At 70.5% G+C, this 20,497-nt stretch carries 18 protein-coding genes; 11 read left to right on the top strand and 7 right to left on the bottom strand.

The features are described from left to right. Positions 1 to 206: 206 nt before the first annotated feature. The 6 genes from LXM90_RS05260 to ggt all read left to right on the top strand — a co-directional run bounded on the left by LXM90_RS05260 (position 207) and on the right by ggt (position 7,372). On the top strand, positions 207 to 1,694 hold the full coding sequence (locus LXM90_RS05260; protein ID WP_042671929.1) for an ABC transporter substrate-binding protein: 1,488 nt from the start codon (positions 207 to 209) through the stop codon (positions 1,692 to 1,694). Beyond that, complete coding sequence (locus LXM90_RS05255; RefSeq protein ID WP_020090810.1) at positions 1,694 to 2,638, top strand: ABC transporter permease; 945 nt, start codon at positions 1,694 to 1,696, stop codon at positions 2,636 to 2,638. Before LXM90_RS05260 ends, LXM90_RS05255 begins: the two co-directional genes overlap by 1 nt. Then, complete coding sequence (locus LXM90_RS05250) at positions 2,635 to 3,564, top strand: ABC transporter permease (protein ID WP_020090811.1); 930 nt, start codon at positions 2,635 to 2,637, stop codon at positions 3,562 to 3,564. The genes LXM90_RS05255 and LXM90_RS05250 overlap by 4 nt, the downstream gene beginning before the upstream one ends. Further along, positions 3,561 to 4,589: an ABC transporter ATP-binding protein gene (locus LXM90_RS05245; protein ID WP_020090812.1), complete on the top strand. Its 1,029-nt coding sequence runs from the start codon at positions 3,561 to 3,563 to the stop codon at positions 4,587 to 4,589. Before LXM90_RS05250 ends, LXM90_RS05245 begins: the two co-directional genes overlap by 4 nt. Further along, on the top strand, positions 4,586 to 5,509 hold the full coding sequence (locus LXM90_RS05240) for an ABC transporter ATP-binding protein (RefSeq protein ID WP_020090813.1): 924 nt from the start codon (positions 4,586 to 4,588) through the stop codon (positions 5,507 to 5,509). Before LXM90_RS05245 ends, LXM90_RS05240 begins: the two co-directional genes overlap by 4 nt. A gap of 261 nt (positions 5,510 to 5,770) precedes the next feature. Then, positions 5,771 to 7,372, top strand: a complete 1,602-nt coding sequence (gene ggt, locus LXM90_RS05235; RefSeq protein WP_234081956.1) for a gamma-glutamyltransferase — start codon at positions 5,771 to 5,773, stop codon at positions 7,370 to 7,372. A 184-nt stretch (positions 7,373 to 7,556) separates the two neighbouring features. On the opposite strand, the gene prfB is transcribed toward ggt, so the two are convergent. Further along, positions 7,557 to 8,685 (bottom strand): peptide chain release factor 2 gene (gene prfB / locus LXM90_RS05230; RefSeq protein WP_103984661.1). Its coding sequence is split into 2 segments (ribosomal slippage): positions 7,557 to 8,615 and positions 8,617 to 8,685, totalling 1,128 coding nucleotides; the frame shifts between segments, so codons are not numbered across the junction. 223 nt (positions 8,686 to 8,908) lie between these two features. Between prfB and LXM90_RS05225 the strand changes: the two genes are divergently transcribed. Further along, a complete protein-coding gene (locus LXM90_RS05225; protein WP_020090816.1) occupies positions 8,909 to 9,244 on the top strand; it encodes a DUF3140 domain-containing protein in 336 nt (111 codons plus the stop codon). Between the two features lie 21 nt (positions 9,245 to 9,265). Here LXM90_RS05225 and LXM90_RS05220 read toward each other — a convergent pair whose 3' ends face one another. From LXM90_RS05220 to LXM90_RS05205, 4 genes are all read right to left on the bottom strand, one after another. Next, a complete protein-coding gene (locus LXM90_RS05220; protein WP_020090817.1) occupies positions 9,266 to 9,625 on the bottom strand; it encodes a hypothetical protein in 360 nt (119 codons plus the stop codon). Between the two features lie 113 nt (positions 9,626 to 9,738). Continuing rightward, a complete protein-coding gene (locus LXM90_RS05215) occupies positions 9,739 to 9,951 on the bottom strand; it encodes a hypothetical protein (protein WP_020090818.1) in 213 nt (70 codons plus the stop codon). Positions 9,952 to 10,085: 134 nt separating this feature from the next. Continuing rightward, positions 10,086 to 11,303, bottom strand: a complete 1,218-nt coding sequence (locus LXM90_RS05210) for an LL-diaminopimelate aminotransferase (protein WP_026604561.1) — start codon at positions 11,301 to 11,303, stop codon at positions 10,086 to 10,088. A gap of 111 nt (positions 11,304 to 11,414) precedes the next feature. Further along, on the bottom strand, positions 11,415 to 11,798 hold the full coding sequence (locus LXM90_RS05205; protein WP_020090820.1) for a hypothetical protein: 384 nt from the start codon (positions 11,796 to 11,798) through the stop codon (positions 11,415 to 11,417). A gap of 216 nt (positions 11,799 to 12,014) precedes the next feature. Here LXM90_RS05205 and LXM90_RS05200 point away from each other — a divergent pair, with 216 nt between their 5' ends. Further along, positions 12,015 to 13,796 carry a class I poly(R)-hydroxyalkanoic acid synthase gene (locus tag LXM90_RS05200; RefSeq protein WP_326491904.1) on the top strand — a complete coding sequence of 594 codons (1,782 nt, stop codon included), beginning with the start codon at positions 12,015 to 12,017 and terminating at the stop codon, positions 13,794 to 13,796. Between the two features lie 181 nt (positions 13,797 to 13,977). Here LXM90_RS05200 and LXM90_RS05195 read toward each other — a convergent pair whose 3' ends face one another. Continuing rightward, the gene (locus tag LXM90_RS05195) at positions 13,978 to 15,291 is read right to left on the bottom strand and encodes an OmpP1/FadL family transporter (RefSeq protein WP_026604564.1); all 1,314 of its coding nucleotides are present in this window, start codon (positions 15,289 to 15,291) and stop codon (positions 13,978 to 13,980) included. Positions 15,292 to 15,702: 411 nt separating this feature from the next. Between LXM90_RS05195 and LXM90_RS05190 the strand changes: the two genes are divergently transcribed. The 3 genes from LXM90_RS05190 to bioB all read left to right on the top strand — a co-directional run bounded on the left by LXM90_RS05190 (position 15,703) and on the right by bioB (position 18,965). Next, positions 15,703 to 16,587: a fumarylacetoacetate hydrolase family protein gene (locus tag LXM90_RS05190; protein WP_020090823.1), complete on the top strand. Its 885-nt coding sequence runs from the start codon at positions 15,703 to 15,705 to the stop codon at positions 16,585 to 16,587. Between the two features lie 217 nt (positions 16,588 to 16,804). Then, positions 16,805 to 17,920: a methyl-accepting chemotaxis protein gene (locus LXM90_RS05185; RefSeq protein ID WP_106735891.1), complete on the top strand. Its 1,116-nt coding sequence runs from the start codon at positions 16,805 to 16,807 to the stop codon at positions 17,918 to 17,920. Positions 17,921 to 17,951: 31 nt separating this feature from the next. After that, positions 17,952 to 18,965 carry a biotin synthase BioB gene (gene bioB / locus LXM90_RS05180; RefSeq protein ID WP_020090825.1) on the top strand — a complete coding sequence of 338 codons (1,014 nt, stop codon included), beginning with the start codon at positions 17,952 to 17,954 and terminating at the stop codon, positions 18,963 to 18,965. Positions 18,966 to 19,000: 35 nt separating this feature from the next. Here the strand turns inward: bioB and LXM90_RS05175 are convergent, their stop codons facing one another. After that, positions 19,001 to 20,488, bottom strand: coding sequence for a sensor histidine kinase (locus LXM90_RS05175; protein ID WP_020090826.1), 1,488 nt, complete (start codon positions 20,486 to 20,488; stop codon positions 19,001 to 19,003). Positions 20,489 to 20,497: the final 9 nt, after the last annotated feature.

Here is a 20,497-nt window from a genome sequence, read left to right as displayed (position 1 = left end):
GCGCCGTCATCGAACGCCGCCGGCCGGCTCGAAACGGCGGCCTCAGAGGCTCGCGGCGCGGATTGAATAAAAGATGCATCCTGATTGTATGGCATGGATGCTGCCTGGGATTGTGCATGCCAAACGGCCGCGCAACACTGCCGGTCGCCTCCGGAACGGACCGGCCGGTCCGCTCCGCTTCTCCCGCCTCCACCCGGATCGGTCTCATGTTGCGTTACGCCGCCTGTCTCCTCGCCGGGCTCGCCCTCACCGGGCCCGCCGCCGCGCAGACCCTGCGCTACGGCATGATGGAGGATCCGGACGCCCTCGACCCGACGCTCGCCCGGACCTTCGCGAGCCGGATGGTGTTCGCCGCGCTCTGCGACAAGCTCGTGGATATCGGGCCCGATCTGAAACCGGTGCCGCAGCTCGCGACCTCCTGGGAACTCTCGCCTGACGAGAAGGCGCTGACCATGCACCTGCGCCCGGGCGTGCTGTTCCACGACGGCGAGAGGCTCGACGCCGCGGCGGCCAAGTTCTCGATCGAGCGCCACATGAAGATGCCGGGCTCGCAGCGCCGCTCGGAGATCGCGCCGATCGACTCCGTGGATGTCGTCGACGACCTGACTTTCCGCATCAACCTGAAGCAGCCGTTCGCGCCGTTGCTCGCGCAGTTCACCGACCGGGCCGGCATGATGGTCTCGCCCAAGGCCGCTGAACGGCTCGGCGACAAGTTCGCCTCCGCGCCGGTCTGCGCCGGTCCGTACAAGTTCGTCGAGCGGGTGCCTCAGGACCGGATCGTGGTTGAGCGTTTCGCCGACTACTGGAACAAGGACGCGATCCACATCCAGCGGATCGAGTTCCGGCCGATCCCTGACGCCACCGTGCGGCTCACCAACCTCCGCGCGGGTCAGCTCGACCTCTTGGAGCGCCTCGCCCCCACCGACGTGGCACAGGTGAAGCGTGACGCCAAGCTGAAGCTCGACTCAACCTACGAGCTCGGCTTCCAAGAGATCCTGTTCAACCCCCACAAGGCCGGTTCGCCGGTCTCCGACCCGAAGGTGCGCGCCGCTTTCGAGGCGGCCATCGACCGCAACGCCATCAATCAGGTGGTCTACAACGGCGAGTTCCTGGCCGGGAACCAGTGGGTCAACCCGAAGAACCCGAACTACGTCGCCGAGTACCCGATCCCGAAGCGGGACGTCGCCAAGGCCAAGGCGCTGCTGGCCGAGGCCGGGAAGCCGAACCCGCAGATCACGCTGACCGTCTACGCCAACAGCGAGTCGCCGCAGGTCGGCCAGGTGATCCAGGCGATGACCAAGGAGGCCGGCTTCGACGTGAAGATCCAGGCCGTGGACTTCACGACCGCGCTCGATGCCGCCGACAAGGGCAACTACGAGGCGCAGCTCTATTCTTGGAGCGGCCGCTCGGACCCGGACGGCAACACGTTCAGCTTCCTGGCCTGCAAGGCGGCGCTGAACTATCCCAAGTACTGCAGCCCGGAAGCCGACGCGGCCCTCCAGGCGGAGCGCGGGACGGTGGATCCGGCCAAGCGCAAGGCTGCCTGGAAGGCCCTGGCCGATCAGGTCCTGAAGGACCGGCCGGGCATCTACATCCTGCACCGCAAGCTGCTCTGGGCCTACAGCCAGAAGATCACGGGTTTCGTGCCCTACCCGGACGGGCTCGTGCGCTTCACCGGGCTGAAGCTGAACTGATGCTGCGGTTTCTCGCACGGCGCCTTGCCCTGGCGGTCCCGACCCTGATCCTCGCCTCGATGATCATCTTCGCCCTGCAGCAATTGCTGCCGGGCGACGTCGCCACGGCGCTCACCGGCGAGGAGCGCGACCCGCAGGTGATCGCCTTCATCCGCGAGAAGTACCACCTCGATGAGCCCCTGCCGGTCCGCTACGCCTACTGGGCCGGCGGCGTGCTGCGCGGCGATCTCGGCGAGTCGATCCGGCTGCAGAAGCCGGTCTCCGAGCTGATCGTCGAGAAGCTGCCGGTCACGCTGGAACTCGCCTGCCTCGCCATGCTGGTGGCGCTCGCCATCGGCGTGCCGATGGGCGTGCTCTCGGCGGTCAAGCGCGGTCAGGCCGCCGACACGGTCGCCAACGGGATCGCCCTCTGGGGCCTGTCGGTGCCGAATTTCTGGCTCGGGATCCTGCTGATCCTGCTGTTCTCGGTGGAGCTCGGCTGGCTGCCGGCCTCGGGCTATGTCTCACCATTCGAGAGCCTGTCAGAGAACCTCGCCGCCATGGCGATGCCGGCCTTCGTGCTCGGCAACGCCATCGCGGCGGTTATGATGCGCCACACCCGCGCGGCGATGCTCGGCGTGCTCGGCTCCGACTACGTCCGTACCGCGCGCGCCAAGGGCGTCTCGCCGCTGCGGGTCACCCTGCGGCACGCGCTGCCCAACGCCGCGATCCCGATCATCACCCTGGGGGCGCTGGAATTCGGCCAGCTCCTGTCGGGGGCGGTGCTCACCGAGCAGGTCTTCTCCGTGCCGGGCTTCGGCAAGCTGATGGTCGATGCGGTGTTCAACCGGGACTTCGCCACCGTGCAGGGCGTCGTGATCTGCACGGCCGCCACCTACATCGCCCTGAACCTCGCCGCCGACCTGCTCGCGGCGGCCGTGAACCCGAAGCTGAGGCGGGCATGAGCACCGGCAGCGAGATCGCCCGCGCCGAGGCGGTCGGCCTGGAGGCCGCCCCGTCCGGCGCCCCCGCCCACGCCATCCTCCAAGAGCCCGGCACCCTCGCGGCCTTCTGGCGACGCCTGCGCGCGCGCCGGAGCGCGGTCGTGGGCCTCGTCATCGTCGGCCTGCTGGTGCTGATGGCGGTGTTCGCGCCCTGGATCGCTCCCTACGACCCGACAGCCACCGACTGGGGCAACGTCCGCGGGCCCCCGAGCCTCGCGCACCCGTTCGGCGGCGACGAGGTCGGGCGCGACGTGCTCTCACGGATCATCTTCGGCACCCGGGCCTCGCTCGGCGCCGGCCTCGTCTCGGTGGCGCTGGCGGTGTCCCTCGGCCTGCCCCTGGGATTGCTCGCCGGCTACGCGGGTGGCTGGATCGACGGCGCGATCTCCCGGCTCACCGACGCGCTGCTGGCGATACCGTTCCTGATCCTGGCGATCGCGCTCGCCGCCTTCCTGGGCCCGAGCCTCGTCAACGCGATGATCGCGATCGGCCTCTCGGCGACCTCGACCTTCATCCGGCTGACCCGGGCGCAGGTGCGCGCCGTGGCGGCGGAGGAGTTCGTCGAGGCCGCGCGCGCCATGGGCAACCCGCCCTGGCGGATCGCCCGGGTCCACATCCTGCCCAACATCGTCCCGGCGATCCTCGTCCAGGCGACGCTGACCATCGCGGCCGCGATCATCGCGGAGGCGAGCCTGTCGTTCCTCGGCCTCGGTCAGCAGCCGCCCGAGCCGTCCTGGGGGGCGATGCTCAACACCGCCAAGAACTTCATGGACGAGGCGCCCTGGATGGCGATCTGGCCCGGCCTGTCGATCTTCCTCGCGGTACTCGCCTTCAACCTGTTCGGCGACGGCCTGCGGGACGCCCTCGATCCGAGGCAGCGCACATGACGGCCGCGATGACGAAGCCCCTCCTCGACGTCCGCGACCTCGCGGTCGCCTTCGACACCGACGGCGGCGCGGTCCACGCGGTCAACGGCGTGTCCTACACGCTGCACGAGGGCGAGACGCTGGGGATCGTCGGCGAGTCCGGCTCCGGCAAGAGCGTGCACGTGCTGGCCATGCTGGGCCTGATCCCGCGCCCGCCCGGCCGCATCACCGGCGGGCAGGTGCTGTTCGAGGGACGCGACCTCCTCGCCCTGAAGGAGCGGGACCTGCGCAAGATCCGCGGCGGCGCGATCGGCTTCGTGTTCCAGGACCCGATGAGCTCGCTCAACCCCGGCATGACCGTGGCGGCGCAGATCGTCGAGCCGCTGCGCATCCATCTCGGCCTCGACGCCCGCGCGGCCCGCGCCCGGGCCCGGGAGCTGCTCGACCTCGTGCGCATCCCGAACGCGGCCGCGCGCCTCGACCAGTACCCGCACGAGTTCTCCGGCGGCCAGCGCCAGCGCGTGATGATCGCGATCGGCCTGAGCTGCCGGCCGAAGCTTCTGATCGCCGACGAGGCGACCACGGCGCTCGACGTCACCGTCCAGGCCGAGATCGTCGCCCTGGTGCAGGAGCTGAAGCGTGAGCTCGGCATGGCGATCATCTGGATCACCCACGATCTCGGCGTGGTGGCGGGCATCAGCGACACCGTGCAGGTGATGTATGCCGGCCGGATCCTGGAGCGCGGCCCGGTCGACGACATCTTCGCCGATCCCCGCAACGCCTACACGCTCGGCCTGCTGCGGTCCCTGCCGGATCTCTCCGGCGGCCGCGCCGGGCGGCGGCGCCTCCACCAGATCGAGGGCGCGCCGCCGGACATGCGCCATCTCCCGCCGGGCGACCCGTTCGCGCCGCGCAACGCCTTCGCGACGCCGCGCTGCCGGGCCGAGATGCCGCCCCTGGCGCAGGCGCCCGGCGCCGCTCCGGGCCACCTCGTCGCCGCTTGGTACGACTTGCCGAAGCTCCTGGGTGAGGAGGCCGCGCGATGAACGCGTCGCAGCAGCCGGTCGTCTCGGTGCGCGACCTGTCCAAGCATTATCCCCTCCGCTCCTGGTGGGGCGGCAAGGGCGCGGTGTTCCGCGCCGTCGAGGGCGTGAGCTTCGACATCCGCCCCGGCGAGACCCTGGGCCTCGTGGGCGAGTCCGGCTCCGGCAAATCCACAATCGGCCGGGCCGTGACCATGCTCAACCCGCCGACCTCGGGCACGATCGCCTTCGAGGGCACCGACCTCGCCAAGCTCTCGGCGGGCGCCATGCGCAAGATGCGCGCGCGAATCCAGACCGTGTTCCAGGATCCCTACGCGGCCCTCAACCCGCGGATGAGCGCCGGCGAGTACGTCGCGGAGGCGTTCAAGCTGCATCGGCGGGACATGCGCGGCCCGGAGCGGCGGGAGGCGGTTGCCGCCCTGTTCCAGCGGGTCGGGCTCGATCCGCGGTTCATGGGGCGCTACCCGCACCAGTTCTCGGGCGGCCAGCGCCAGCGCATCTGCATCGCCCGGGCGATCGCCCTCAAGCCCAGCTTCATCGTCGCCGACGAGCCGATCGCGGCGCTCGACGTCTCGATCCAGGCGCAGGTGGTGAACCTGCTGCAGGACCTGCAGGACGAGATGGGCCTGTCCTACCTGTTCATCTCGCACGACCTGCGCATGGTGCGCTACCTCTGCCACCGGGTCGCGGTGCTCTGGCGCGGGCGGATCGTCGAGCTCGCCGAGGCCGCCGCGCTCTACGAGGATCCGCGCCACCCCTACACCCGGCGCCTGCTCGCCGCCGTGCCGGTGCCGCACCCGGCCGAGGAGCGGGCGCGCCTTGCCGCGCGCGACCTCACTGGCCACGACCAGCCGCCCGACGGGCCGCTCACCGAGGTGGCGCCTGGGCACTGGGTGGCGCTGCCGAGAGGGCAGCACGCGTGATCGTCCAGGCGATCCTCGATCGGAACAACCGGTCAGCCCGGCCTCCGCCGTCATCACGAGCGCAGCGAAGTGACCCAGGGCAGCGCGAGGTTGCTCAGCGTTGCGCCGACTGGATTGCTTCGCTGCGCTCGCAGAGACGAGGCGGCGAAGCCATCCGTCATGGACGAGGCCGCGCCGTCATCTCCGTCACCGCCTCATCCCGAGGTGGCGATATGCATCGAGCGGTGATTCTTTAAGTCGCCCAGCAGAGCAGGACATCCCGTGAGAGACTTCTCCGCCCCCGGCCGCTCCCCGGTCTACGCCGCCAACGCCGCGGTCGCGACCTCGCACCCGCTCTCGACGCTCGCCGCCATCGAGGTTCTGCGCTCCGGCGGCAACGCCATCGATGCCGGCATCGCGGCGGTCGCCGTGCAGTGCGTAGTCGATCCGCTCATGACCGGCATCGGCGGCGACTGCTTCGCCCTCTACGCCCCCGCGGGCGCCACGAAGCCCATCGCCCTCGACGGTTCGGGCCGGGCGCCCGCCGCCGCCATGCCCGACTGGTACGCCGAGCACGGCGTCACCATCACGCCGACCTCGCCACACGCCGTGACGGTGCCCGGCGCGGTCGCGGCCTGGGATCTACTCGTGCGCGAGCACGGCACCCGGTCCCTCGGCGAGCTGCTCCAGCCGGCGATCCGCTACGCGGAGGACGGGTTCGTCGTGCAGCAGCGGGTCGGCTGGGACTGGCTGCGCGGCGCCGAGCGCGTCGCCACGGATCCGTACGCCGCCGAGACCTACCTGCCCGGCGGGCAGGCGCCGACGATCGGCAGCGTCGTCCGCCTGCCGAAGCTCGCGGCGACGCTCCGGGCGATCGCCGAGGCGGGGGCGCGCGCCTTCTACGAGGGCCCCGTCGCCGAGGACATGGTAAGCCGGCTGAACGCCCTCGGCGGCCTGCACACGCTGGACGACTTCGCCGCCGCGCAGCCCGACGTGGTCGCACCGGTCTCGACCCGCTACCGCGGCTACGACGTCTACGAGTGCCCGCCCGCCGGCCAGGGTCTGACGGCGCTGATGATGCTGAACGTGCTGTCGCACTACGACGTCGGCGCGCTCTCCGACCTCGACCGGCTCCACCTCTTCGCCGAGGTCTGCAAGCAGGGCTACCATCACCGCGACGTGCTGTTCGGCGACGCGGCCCTCGCCAACGTGCCGGCCGAGCACCTGCTCTCCGACGCCTGGAAGGCCGCCGCCCACGGGGCGATCGACATGGGCCGCGCCCGCGCGCCGGAGATCTATCCGGAGATCGCCCGCGAGATGGCCGAGGGCCGCGCCCACAAGGACACGGTCTACCTCTGCGTGGTCGACCGGGACGGCAACGCGCTGTCGCTGATCAACTCGATCTTCCAGGGCTTCGGCTCCGGCATCCTGGCGCCCGAGAGCGGCGTGCTGCTGCACAATCGCGGCCTGTCGTTCCGCACGGAGGGCGGCCACCCGAACAGCGTCGGGCCGGGCAAGCGGCCGATGCACACGATCATCCCCGGCATGCTGATGAAGGACGGGCAGGCCGTCGCGCCGTTCGGCGTCATGGGCGGCCATTACCAAGCCATGGGCCATGTCGAGCTGCTCTCCGGTCTCCTCGACCGGGGCCTCGACGTGCAGGAGGCCCTCGATGCCCCGCGCAGCTTCGCCTACGGCGGCAGCCTGGAGGTCGAGGGCGGGATCTCCGACGCCGTGATGGCGGGGCTGGTCGAGCGCGGCCACCCGGCGATCCGCGCGCCGCTGCCGCTCGGCGGGGGGCAGGTCATCTGGATCGACCGCAAGGCCGGCACGCTGGCGGCCGGATCCGACCCGCGCAAGGACGGGGCGGCGCTGGGGTATTGAGAGGCGTGGGAGGATGGGCGCCGCCGGCGCTCATCCTTTGGCGGCCTCAACGGCGCTCTCTGTCAGCACCGCCGTCATTGCGAGCGGAGCGAAGCGATCCAGGGTCGCGCCACGCCGATCGATCGCGCGCCGCCCTGGGTCACTTCGCTGCGCTCGTGATGACGGGGAGGCAGCTCACGCCGCCTCAGTCGATATCCTCGACCGCCTCGCCGCCGCCGTAGACCCGCTGCGCGAGCGAGGCCTCCATGAACGGGTCGAGGTCGCCGTCGAGCACCTCGTCCGGATCGGTGGACTGGGTGCCGGTGCGCAGGTCCTTCACCAGCTGGTACGGCTGCAGCACGTAGGACCGGATCTGGTGGCCCCAGCCGATATCGGTCTTGGAGGCGGCCTCGGCGTTGGCCTTCTCCTCGCGCTTCTTCAGCTCCGCCTCGTAGAGCCGGGCGCGCAGCATGTTCCAGGCGGTCGCCCGGTTCTTGTGCTGGGAGCGCTCCTGCTGGCACGCGACCACGATCCCGGTGGGGTTGTGGGTGATGCGCACCGCCGAGTCGGTGGTGTTGACGTGCTGGCCGCCGGCGCCGGACGACCGGTAGGTGTCGATCCGGCAGTCGGATTCCTTGATCTCGATCTCGATCCGGTCATCGATCACCGGATAGACCCAGACGCTGGCGAAGCTGGTGTGCCGCCGGGCGCTGGAATCGTAGGGCGAGATCCGGACCAGACGGTGCACGCCGGACTCGGTCTTGAGCCAGCCGTAGGCGTTGTGGCCCTTGATCAGGAGCGTGGCGCCCTTGATCCCGGCCTCCTCGCCGTCGGTCATCTCGACGACCTCGACCTTGTACTTCCGGCGCTCGGCCCAGCGGGCATACATGCGCTGGAGCATGTTTGCCCAGTCCTGGCTCTCGGTGCCGCCGGCCCCGGCATGGACCTCGAGATAGGTGTCGAAGCCGTCGGCCTCGCCCGACAGAAGCGTCTCGACCTGCCGGCTCGCGGCCTCCTTCTCGACGGCTAGGATCGCCGCCTCGCCCTCGCGGATCGAGGATTCGTCACCCTCCATCTCGCCGAGCTCGATCAGCGTGGCGCCGTCCTCGAGGTCGCGCTCCAGCTTCTTGATCGCCGTGACGGCCTCGTCGAGCTGCTGCCGCTCGCGCATGACCTTCTGGGCGGCCTCGGCGTCGTTCCAGAGGTCGGGGTCCTCGGAAGCCGCGTTCAGCTCCGCGAGGCGTTTATCGACTGTATCCCAGTCAAAGATGCCTCCTCAGCAGCCCTATAGACTGCTTGGCGGCATCCGAGGCTTGCTCGATCTCGGCGCGCATCTGGCTTTTCGGGAATGGGGTGTGGGGAGAGAATGGAAGCTCGTCGGGTCGGGGTGATACCCCCCGGGACCCGGCCTGTAAACGCTTCCCCGCCACGTCGCCCGCCACGTCGCCCGCCGCGTCGCCCGTCGCCCGTGCGGCGCCCGACCGCAGGGATGGCGGCGAGCCGGCGAGCCTCGGGCGCGTTGTCGGGGACGAGCGACACGGCCCGGGAGGCAGGCGGATGGCGGACGATCACGCGGAGACGTGGAAGGACTTCAACGAGGCCGTCAACATGACGCCGGCGGCGCTGAGGAAGCACCTCGACAGCGCGGCGAGCCGGGGGGTCGGCCAGAAGAAAGACGGCGGCGAGTCGACCGGGCACGAGATGGGCCGGCGGATCCTGGCGATCAAGGACACCAAGAAGGCCGACCTGACGGACGACGACTACGCCGCCATGCGCAAGGTCGTGGGCTACGTCCACCGCCATCTCAAGCAGGGCGGCGAGGCCCGGAAGGACCCCGACTCCCCATGGCGGATGTCGCTGATGAACTGGGGCCACGATCCGCAGAAGGATTGAGGCCCCGGAACGCCCGGCGGCTCAGTAGCGCGGCGGCACGATGTAGGACGGAGCGATCACGTACTCCCGCGGCCGCTTGCGCGCGCCGAACCGCCCCTCGGTGATCTGGTCGTTGTAGTAGTCGAACCCAGTGTAGCCGAAGCCGCCGCCGTTCATCACCTCGGCCACCGGCACGGCGGGCTGGGCGAGATCGGGCCGGCCCGGCGGCACCACCACCTGGCAGCAGCCCTCGGTCTGCAGGACCGTCGGGCCGTTCGGGGCGGTGAACACGAAGGCGCGGGGCTGGTAGGGCGCCGGCGGGTAGGCGGCGTCGGAGGCCGAGGCGCCCTGCCCCGCCAGGAGGGCGAGCAATCCGGCGGCGATCAGGGTCTTGGTGCTCACGCGATGCTCCGTCAGGGGGCCGGGCGGGCCGGCATCTGGCCTACAGTCTAGCTGATCGCGGGCGGCTTGTCCGGCCCGTCCGAATCGACCGGTTACCGAAATTCCGGGCGGGTTCAGCCCCGCGCGCGCAGCACGACCTGCGGGCTCGCCGGGACGGGGCGGCAATCGGTCGTGAAGGCGTTGACCGGCAACGGCTTCGAGTCGCACGCGTACACGTCCGCCGGCCCTGGCGCAGGGATCGGGTCCCGGGCGATGATCGGGTTCGGCGCGCAGGCCGAGGCCGCGGCGGCGAGCAGCAGGGCGGCGATGAGGTTCAGGCGGCGCATGCGAGACTCGGGACGCGGGAAGACCCCCGCACCTGACCCTGGCCATCGCGCCCCGCGCTGACAAGCGCCGGCGCGGGGCGCCGACACCTTTGACGGCGTCTGTCGCCCCGCGGCAACAATTTGCGCGGGCCGGTCTAGCCGGTCCGGGCCATCGGCAGGACGTTGTGCAGCGTCTTGTCGGTGCCGTCGAAGAACCGGCGGATATTGCGCGCCGCCTGCCGGATGCGCTGCTCGTTCTCCACGAGCGCGATGCGGACGTACTCGTCACCGAACTCGCCGAAGCCGATGCCGGGCGCGACCGCCACGTCGGACTTCTCCAGGAGCAGCTTGGAGAATTCGAGGCTGCCGAGTTCCCGGTACCGCTCGGGGATCGGCACCCAGGCAAACATCGACGAGGCGGGCGACGGGATGGTCCAGCCGGCCTTGCCGAAGGACTCCACCAGCGCGTCGCGACGCTTCCTGTAGATGCTGCGCATCTCGTGGATGCAATCGTCCGGGCCGTTGAGGGCGGCCGTCGCGGCGACCTGGATCGGCGTGAAGGCGCCGTAATCGAGGTAGGATTTCACCCGGGTGAGCGCCGCGAGCAGGCGCTCGTTGCCCACCGCGAAGCCCATCCGCCAGCCGGCCATCGAGTAGGTCTTCGACAGCGAGGTGAACTCCACCGTGCAGTCAATGGCGCCGGGCACCTGCAGCACCGAGGGCGGCGGGTTGTTGTCGAAATAGACTTCCGCGTAGGCGAGGTCCGACAGCAGGATCAGCTCGTGCTGCTTCGCGAAGGCCACGAGGTCGCGGTAGAAGTCGAGGCTCGCCACGTAGGCGGTCGGGTTCGACGGGTAGCAGACGACCAGCGCCACCGGCTTCGGGATCGAGTGGCGCATGGCCCGCTCCAGGGCGGGGAACATCGCCGGGGTCGGCTCGGCCGGCACGGAGCGGATGACGCCGCCGGCCATCAGGAAGCCGAAGGCGTGGATCGGGTAGCTCGGGTTCGGCACCAGCACGACGTCGCCCGGCGCGGTGATCGCCTGGGCCATGTTGGCGAACCCTTCCTTGGACCCGAGAGTCGCCACCACCTGGGTGTCGGGGTTCAGGGTCACGCCGAAGCGCCGCTGGTAATAGCCCGCCTGGGCCTTGCGCAGGCCCGCGATGCCCTTGGAGGCCGAGTAGCGATCCGTGCGCGGCCGCCCGGCCGTCTCGCACAGCTTGGCGATGACGTGCTTCGGGGCGTCCAGATCGGGGTTGCCCATGCCGAGATCGATGATGTCGGCGCCCTGCGCGCGGGCGGCAGCCTTGATCCGGTTGACCTGCTCGAAGACGTAGGGCGGCAGTCGCTTGATGCGGTGGAAGTCGGTCATGGGCGTGTCCATCGGCGCGTCCCGGATCCGGCGTCTCTCGTTTGGGCCGGTCGGGCGAACCACGTGCTCTACCAGAGTTGCGGGCCGCCGCCGACCCTGAAAAAGGGCCGGCTACTGCGCCGCCGGAGCCGGCTTGACGGTGGCGGCCGCGCCCCGCCCGGCGCTCTCGGCGGCCCGCCCCCGGGCCTCGTTGCGGCCGCGGGCACCCTCCAGCTCCGCCTCCAGGGCCTTCTGGCCCGTGACCGACTTGGCCCGGACCGGCCGCTTCGGCGCGTCGACGCCAACCGGCATGAAGTCGGGCTGCGCCTTGCTGCGGGTGTCCGTGACGAAATCCGGGGCCGCGACGACCCGCGGCCCGTAGCCTGCATCGGAGGCCAGCGAGCGGACGACGTCGCCCGAGCAGGCCCCGAGCGCGCCGACCAGCACGCCCAGGCCGGCCGCGCGCGTCAGGCGGCGCAGCGGACCGGCGCGATGCGGGCGGATAGCGGGGTTCAAAATGGCACGATCCATCGTCACATGCGTATGAAAAGATCGGCCGGATGTTTCGGCGACGTCCTGAGCCGGGCTGGCGAAAACTCTGGCTCGCTCCTTATTTTGTCGGAAACGAGGCCCGCGCCATCGGGTCAACAGATGAAGCACAGGGAGGCACGTTTGACGAGCCCGCAGGCGCCGGATCGGACCGCCCCTCCGAAGTCGGTCTCGAACGGCGCGATGCCGGACGGCACGGTCGCCCCGATGCCGGATTTCGAGGCGATTTCCCGCAATGCCGGTCAGTTCGTCGAGGCGATGGGGCGCAACGTCGCCCGCCTCCTCGGGCCCGAGGGCCAGGCGGCCGCACCCGGCAGCGAGATGAACGAGGCGGCCAAGGTGCTCGGTCAGGTGGCCGAGACCTGGCTCGCCGATCCGAACCGCAGCGCCGAGGCTCAGGCGCGCCTGTCGCAGGCTTTCCTGTCGCTCTGGGGCTCGACCTACCTGCGCCTGCAGGGCCAGCCCGCCGATCCGGTGGCGCTGCCCGAGCCCCGGGACGCGCGCTTCGCCCACGCCGAGTGGACGACCAACCCGTATTTCGACTTCCTCAAGCAGGCCTACCTGCTCGCCACCCGCTGGGCGGAGAGCCTCGTCGACGAGGCCGAGGGGCTCGACGCGCACACGCGTCACAAGGCGCAGTTCTACCTGCGCCAAGTGACCAGCATGCTGTCGCCCTCGAACTTCCTGCCGACCAACCCGGAGCTGATCCGCCACACCCTGCAGGAGAACGGCGCCAATCTCGTCCGCGGCCTCAAGATGTACGAGGAGGATCTGGCGGCCGGCGGCGGGCAGCTGCGCGTGCGCCAGACCGACACGAGCGGGTTCGAGGTCGGGCGCAACATGGCGGTCACCCCCGGCGAGGTGGTGTTCCGCAACGACCTGATCGAGCTGATCCAGTACGCGCCCACCACCGAGACCGTGCTGCGGCGCCCGTTCCTGATGGTCCCGCCCTGGATCAACAAGTTCTACATCCTCGACCTCAATCCGCAGAAGAGCTTCCTGAAGTGGATGGTCGACCAGGGCCTGACGGTCTTCTGCATCTCCTGGGTCAATCCCGATTCCCGCCACGCCGACAAGGACTTCGAGTCCTACATGCGCGAGGGGATCGAGGCGGCCATCGACGCGATCGGCGTCGCCACCGGTGAGAGCGAGGTCACGGCGGCGGGCTACTGCGTCGGCGGCACGCTGCTCGCGGTGACGCTCGCCATGCAGGCGGCCACCGGCAACCGGCGGATCAAGAGCGCGACGCTGCTCACCACACAGGTCGACTTCACCCACGCGGGCGACTTGAAGGTCTTCGCCGACGAGGAGCAGATCCGCCAGGTCGAGGCGCGCATGGCCGAGCAGGGCTACCTGGAGGGCGCCCGCATGGCGAACGCCTTCAACATGCTCCGGCCGAACGACCTGATCTGGCCCTACGTCGTGAACAACTACATCAAGGGCAAGGCACCCTCGGCCTTCGACCTGCTGTACTGGAACTCCGATGCCACCCGGATGCCGGCGGCCAACCACTCGTTCTACCTGCGCAACTGCTACCTCGACAACACGCTGGCGCAGGGGCGGATGGTGCTCGGCAACGTCCGCCTCGACCTCAGGAAGGTCCAGGTGCCGATCTTCAACCTCGCGACCCGCGAGGACCACATCGCGCCGGCGCTGTCGGTCTTCGAGGGTTCGAAGGTCTTCGGCGGGAAGGTCGATTTCGTCCTCGCCGGCTCCGGCCACATCGCCGGCGTGATCAACCCGCCGTCCAAGCCGAAATACGGCTACTGGACCGGCGGCCCCGTGAAGGGGACGCTCGAGGAGTGGATCAGGGCCGCGGTCGAGACCAAGGGCTCGTGGTGGCCCTACTGGTTCCAGTGGATTGAGGCGCAGGCCCCGGAGCGGGTGCCGGCCCGGCAGCCGGGCGGCGACGCGCTGCAATCCTTAGGGCCGGCGCCCGGCACATACGTGCGGATGCGCGCCTGAGGCGCGCGACGCGCTCGGATCGATGGGTGATCGGCCCCGATGGTCACGGAGCCGCCCCGACATCACGAGTGGAGCGAAGTGACCCGGGGCAGCGCGACACCTGTCGGCGTGGCGCTGCCCTGGATCGCTTCATTCCGCTCGCGAAGACGGCGGCAGCGAAGGACACGACCGGAGCTGCCCGTCAGTACTTCCGCACGAGCGGCGCCGGGGCCGGGGCCGGCGGCGCGCCGAAGACGTAGCGGAAGCCCACCGAGACGATGTCGGCGCTGGAATCCACCACGCCCGCGAAGGCGATGTTGCTGATGTTGTAGTCGCGGCCGATGCCCGCGAGGATCCGCGAGCGGTCCAGGAAGAAGTGCGAGTAGGCGAGGTTCAGCGTCAGCTGCTGGCTCCAGCGGTAGCTGGCGCCGACCGAGACGTTGTACCGGTCGCCGTCCGGCAGGCGCACCGAGCGGTTCCGGAAGTCGATGGGCGAGGTCTCGTAGGCGAAGCCGGTCCGCAGCGTCAGGTTCGGCGACGCGTCGTACTCGGCGCCGATCGCGTAGGTGAACCCGTCTTTGTAGTTGAGCGGCAGGTTGTTCACCGGCAGGCCGATCGTCTTCGATACGATGCCGATGGTGCCGAGCCTCGACCAGTTGTCCCACTCGAAGCCGAGATTCACCCGCGCCACCGGCGAGACCGCCTGGGTCAGGCCGACGCTCAGCTTCTCGGGCGTGTTCAGCTTGGCGCGGACCTGTCCGGCCAGCGGCGCCAGGGCGACGAGCGGGACGCCGATCGAGCCGTCGATGTCGTGGTGCACCGAGGAACGGTAGCCGATGCCCAGCACGGTCCCGTCGCGGGGCGTGAGCGTGGCGCCGGCGGTGAAGCCCGCGCCCCAGGACTCACCCTTGAGGAAGGAGCTCGGATACGAGGTCGGCAGGATGCCGGGGATCGGCAGCGCCTGCCGCAGGGTCAGGCGGAAATACTCGATGTTCGGGCCGGCCGCGATCGAGAGCCACTCGTTGACCTTGAAGCCGATGACCGGGTTGATCGCCAGCGAGAAGATCCGCGACGAGCGTCCGTAGACCTCGCCGGCCCACACGTCCCGCGGCTTGGTGACGAGGCCGAAGGGGGCGCCGGTCGAGAGGCCGAGCCACAGGCGGTCGTTCAGCTGGTACGAGGTCGCGCCCGCCGGCACGACGGCGCCCTGGCCCAGCTCACCCGAGCCGCCCAGCCGCGCGAAGCCCGGATTGGTGCCCGGCGCGGGCCGGATCTCCGAGGACAGGCCGATATAGGTGAAGTTCTGCTCCGCGACGAAGCCCGGGTTCATCGTGATCGTCGCGGGATTCCAGAACATCGACGAGACGCCGCCCGATCCCGACGCCGCGCCCGCGAAGGCCAGCCCCTGGGCCTCGGTGCTCTGCTCCCGGATCCCGAACGCCCCCGCCTGCACCTGCCCGGCGCCGAGGACCACCGCCGTCGCCGCCAGCATCGCAGCGCGAACCGTCCCGCCCATCTCTTCCCCCAAGCCTTCGTTCTGCTGGGCGCCGTCGATTGTTCGAGACCCGTTATGCGGCGACCTTCCATGCATGGTGCCGGTTTCGGGTGCGGAACCGCAATGACCCCGACCATTTTCGGCACCGAGAGGAATAGTAGTAGATAAGGAGCGGTAAACGGCACCTTCACGAGCGAAAGCCCGTGATGATCGAGATTTTTCAGTCTTGATCCGAGCTGTCACACCGAGATGGCGACAGGAACAATATATCCGAACGTCGCCGACCCTGCACTTTTCCGCCGTCCTGTTGCCCTGCGGCGACACCCGGCGGACCGACACGCCGACGCGGCCGGCCTTGCACCCGGGTCGAGGCCCGGCCATGGTCCCGGCGTCCGGCGCAGACCGGTTCAGGGAAGGATGAGGAGTGCGGCCATGAAGCTCTTCCGGCACGGCCCGAGCGGCGACGAGAAGCCCGGCCTCGTGGATGCCAGCGGGGGGCTGCGCGACCTGTCGGGCATCGTGCGCGACATCGCCGGGCCGGCCCTCGCGCCCGACTCGCTGGTGCGGCTGCGCGCCCTGGATCCCGAGACCCTGCCGAAGCTGCCCCCGGACGTGCGGCTCGGCCCCTGCGTCGGCGGCACCCGGAACGTCGTCGCCATCGGCCTGAACTTCGCCGACCACGCCGCCGAGACCGGCTCGCCGATCCCCGCGGAGCCGATCATCTTCAACAAGGCCCCGTCCAGCCTGTGCGGGCCGAACGACACGGTCATCATTCCCAAGGGGTCGCACAGCACCGACTGGGAGGTGGAGCTCGCCGTGGTGATCGGGCGGCGCGCCAGCTACGTCCACGCCAACGAGGCGCTGAGCTACGTTGCGGGCGCCTGCATCTGCAACGACGTCTCCGAGCGCGAGTGGCAGATGAACCGCGGTCCGACCTGGACCAAGGGCAAGAGCGCGCCGACCTTCGGCCCCCTCGGCCCATGGCTGGTGACCCTCGACGAGATTCCCGACCTGAAGAACCTCGCCATGAGCCTCGACGTGAACGGCGAGCGCCGTCAGACCGGCTCGACCGCAACGATGATCTTCGACGTTCCCCAACTCGTCGCCTACGCGTCGCACTTCATGCTGCTGGAGCCGGGCGACGTGATCACCACCGGCACGCCGCCTGGCGTCGGCCTCGGCATGAAGCCGCCGCGCTACCTCAAGGCCGGGGACGAGATGGTCCTGCGCATCGACCGGCTCGGCGAGCAGCGGCAGAAGGTCATCGCCTTCGACGACTGGACCGCCAAGGTCTCGGCCGGCGAGCCGACGCACTGACAGACGGGGCCGCCGCCCGAGCCCGGGCGGCGGCCCCGCGCCCGGGCAACGTCACCGATAATGGCGAGCGCCCGGCACCCGCGACCGACGGGACCTATATACTCTCGATTGAATTATGGATTGATTTTAGTATTGTAAGTTATATCGCCGGCCTTGATCGGTTAAGACTGTATTATATTATAGCTGTAAAATGCCCGCCTCGTCGATCGGGCCCGGCATGAGTGCGAAAACTGATTTCCCCAATGGCCGGACCTCCGGATCGGAGTCCGAGCCGCCGACGCTCAGGTCGATCGAGATCCTGGCCGATGCCGTCAAGCAGGCGGCGCAGGAGAAGACCGGCCGGATCCGGCGGATCACGGCGCAGACCAAGATCCTCGCCCTCAACGCGCTCATCGAGGCCGCGCGGGCCGGAGATGAGGGACGCGGCTTCGCGGTCGTCGCCCAGGAAGTGCGCGCCCTCGGCGAATCCGTGGACGTCATCGCCGGCGAGCTGGAGCTTCACCTGTCCGGCCGCATCGTCGAGCTGCAGCGCACCGTCGAGACGATGGCGGGCCGCGTCCAGGGAGAACGCCTGGTCGATCTCGCGCTCAACGCGGTCGAGCTGATCGATCGCAACCTCTACGAGCGGACCTGCGACGTGCGCTGGTGGGCGACCGACGCCGCCGTCGTCGCCTGCGCGGCCGATCCCGGCCCGGCCGCGGCGGCCTTCGCGGGCGACCGCCTCGGCATCATCCTCTCGGCCTACACGGTCTATCTCGATCTCTGGATCTGCGGCCTGGACGGCCGCATCCTCGCGACCGGCCGCGCCGATCGCTACCCGGGACTGCAGGGCCGGAGCGTCGCGGGGGAAGCGTGGTTCCGGGAGGCGCTCGCCCTGGAGAGCGGCGACGCCTTCGTCTGCGCCGACGTGCGGCAGGAGGATGCGCTGGGCGGCGCGCAGGTCGCCACCTACGCGGCGAGCGTGCGGGCGGGCGGTCAGGCGACCGGCGCACCGCTCGGCGTCCTGGCGATCCACTTCGACTGGGCACCGCAGGCCCACGCCATCGTTTCGGGGATCCGGGTCGCGCCGGAAGATCGAGGGCGCACCCGCGCCCTGCTGGTCGATGCCGGCGGCCGGGTGCTGGCCGCCTCGGATCAGGTCGGTCTCCTGACCGAGCGGGTCTCCTGCCGGATGGACGGCGAGACGAGCGGAGTCGTGCGGGATCCGCGGTCGGGCACGGTCACGGCGTACCATCGGACACCGGGATACGAGACCTATCGCGGGCTGGGCTGGTACGGCATGATCGTCCAGACCGACCCCTCGGTCGGAGGTTCGGGCGCGAGGCCCGCTTGATTTCTGTCCGCCGATCCGGCTCAAACACCGCATGAGCGCGACTTCCCTCCCCGGTTCCCAGCAGCCCGACCTCGGCGACATCCGCCACGACTGGAGCGTGGCGGAGATCCGCGCGATCCACGACCTGCCGCTGATGGACCTCGTGTTCCGGGCCGCGCAGGTGCACCGCCGGCACAACGACCCCGCCGACATCCAGCGGGCGTCTCTCCTGTCGATCAAGACCGGCGGCTGCCCGGAGGATTGCGCCTACTGCCCGCAATCGGCCCATCACAAGGGCGCGGGCGTCGCGCGCGAGCGGCTGATGCCCGTGGAGACGGTGCTGGCCGAGGCGGCCGCCGCCAAGGCCGCCGGCGCCCAGCGCTTCTGCATGGGCGCCGCGTGGCGCCAGCCGAAGGACGGCCCGGAATTCGACGCGGTGCTCGCCATGGTGCGCGGCGTGCGCGGCCTCGGCATGGAGGCCTGCGTGACGCTCGGCATGCTCACGCCCTCGCAGGCCGGACGCCTCGCCGAGGCCGGGCTGACCTCCTACAACCACAACCTCGATACCGGGCCGGATTTCTACGAGGACATCATCTCCACCCGCACCTACGACGAGCGCCTGCAGACCCTCGCGAACGTCCGCGAGGCCGGGATCGGCGTGTGCTGCGGCGGTATCGTCGGGATGGGCGAAGGTGTCACCGACCGCGCCGCGATGCTTCAGGTTCTGTCCAACCACGCTCCCCACCCGGAGAGCGTGCCGATCAACGCCCTCGTGGCGGTGCCCGGCACCCCGCTGGAGGACCAGCCGGCGGTCGATCCGTTCGATCTCGTGCGCATGTGCGCCACGGCGCGGATCGTGATGCCGCGCTCCCGCGTGCGGCTCAGCGCCGGCCGCAAGAGCCTCACCCGCGAGGCCCAGGTGCTGTGCTTCCTCGCCGGCGCCAACTCGATCTTCTACGGCGAGCGGCTGCTCACCACCGCCAATAACGGGCAGGACGACGACGCGGCGCTGCTGGCCGATCTCGGCATCCGGGTCGGGGAGCCCGTCCGGGCCGCGGCAGAGTAGCGGCAGCGGGGCGACGTCCCGCGGGTCCGGTCCCGTCAGCCTTCCGGCAGCACGATCCGGAAGCGCGCGCCGCTCAGCCCCTCGGCCTCGCAATCGTCGAGGGTGAGGGTGCCGCCGTTGATCCCGATCAGCTCGGCGGCGATCGGCAGCCCGAGGCCCGTGCCACCGGACCGCATGGATCCCTGGAACGGCGCGAACAGGTTCTCCCGCGCGCGCGCCGGGAGACCGGGACCGTTATCGGCGACCAGGATCGTGACCCGGCCCGGTGCCGCGCGGGCAGCGACCACGCTCACGGCGGCCTCCGGCACGGCCGCCCCGTCCAGCGCCTGCACGGCATTGCGCACGAGGTTGGCCAGCGCCCGCCCGAGCTGCTCCGGATCGGCCTGCACGGAGAGATCGCCCGCCGCGACCTGGACGCTGACCGGATGCGCCGCCAGCGCGGCGAGATCCGGAAGTTCCGCGAAGACCGGTGCCAGCGGCGTGCTGGTGAGGAGCGGCGCGCGCTCGGAGACGCGCCCGTAGGCGAGGGTCGCCTCGCAGAAGCGGATAGCGCGGGCCAGCGTCCCGACGAGGCGGGGGGCCACGCGCTGCACGGTCGGATCCTCGGTCCCCTCCAGGCGGTCGCCCAGGAGCTGCGCGCCGGTCAGCAGGTTGCGCAGTTCGTGGCTGATCTTGCTGACCGCCAAGCCCAGTTCGGCGAGTCGCCGCTTCTGCCGGAGCTGGTCGGCGAGGCTGCGCTGCATCCGCCCGAGCGCCCGCTCGGCCTGGCCGATCTCGTCGCTGCGGCGGGACGGCGCGATGATCCGCCCGGCATCCTCCGGATCATCCGCGAAGGCCGTGATGCTGGTGGCGAGCCGCCGCACGGGGCGCACGATCAGCACCTGCAGCACCACGAAGACGAGACCGGCGGCGGCCGCCGCGATGATCAGCGAGGAGACCAGCAGGCGCAGCGCGTAGTCGATCATGGCGGTGCGCAGCGGCGCCTCGTCGAGCAGGATCTCGACCCGGTCGAAGCCGATGCCGCCCTCCCCGACCACGCGGATCGGCTCGTGGACCGGCGCCACGAGGGTGCGCCACGCGCCCCGGATCGCCGACAGGGCGGTGACGTCGCGCAGGTCGACGGTGTCGGCGACCTGCTCGGGCATGGGCTCGATGGCGAGCAGACGCTGGGCGCCGCCGCCGCGGACGGCGATGGCGCGGGCGTTCACGCCGGCCAGGAGCCGGCTCTCGAGCGGCTCGGAGACCGGCTCGCCGGTCCGCCCGTCGAGCACCAGAGCGGCGACTTGCGCGGCCGCCAGGCGGTCGGACATCCATTCGATCCGGTAATTGGCCACCGCCGGCACGTAGGTCAGCACCTCGGCTACCACCACGAACGCGACGGTGACGAGGAACAGGCGCCCGGACAGGCCGAGGCGCGCGGTGCGCCGCTCGGGGACGTCGCGGGCCGGTGCGGGCGCCGGCGTCGCCGGTGCCGCGGCCTGATGGGACTCGAGGGACACGCCGGTCACGCTCCGCGCCGGCATCGCGGATGA

Origin of the sequence: Methylobacterium oryzae, assembly GCF_021398735.1 — a bacterium.
Taxonomy (GTDB): Bacteria; Pseudomonadota; Alphaproteobacteria; order Rhizobiales; family Beijerinckiaceae; genus Methylobacterium.
Note: the sequence above shows the minus strand (reverse complement) of the source record. Positions and strands in the feature narration are given on the sequence as shown.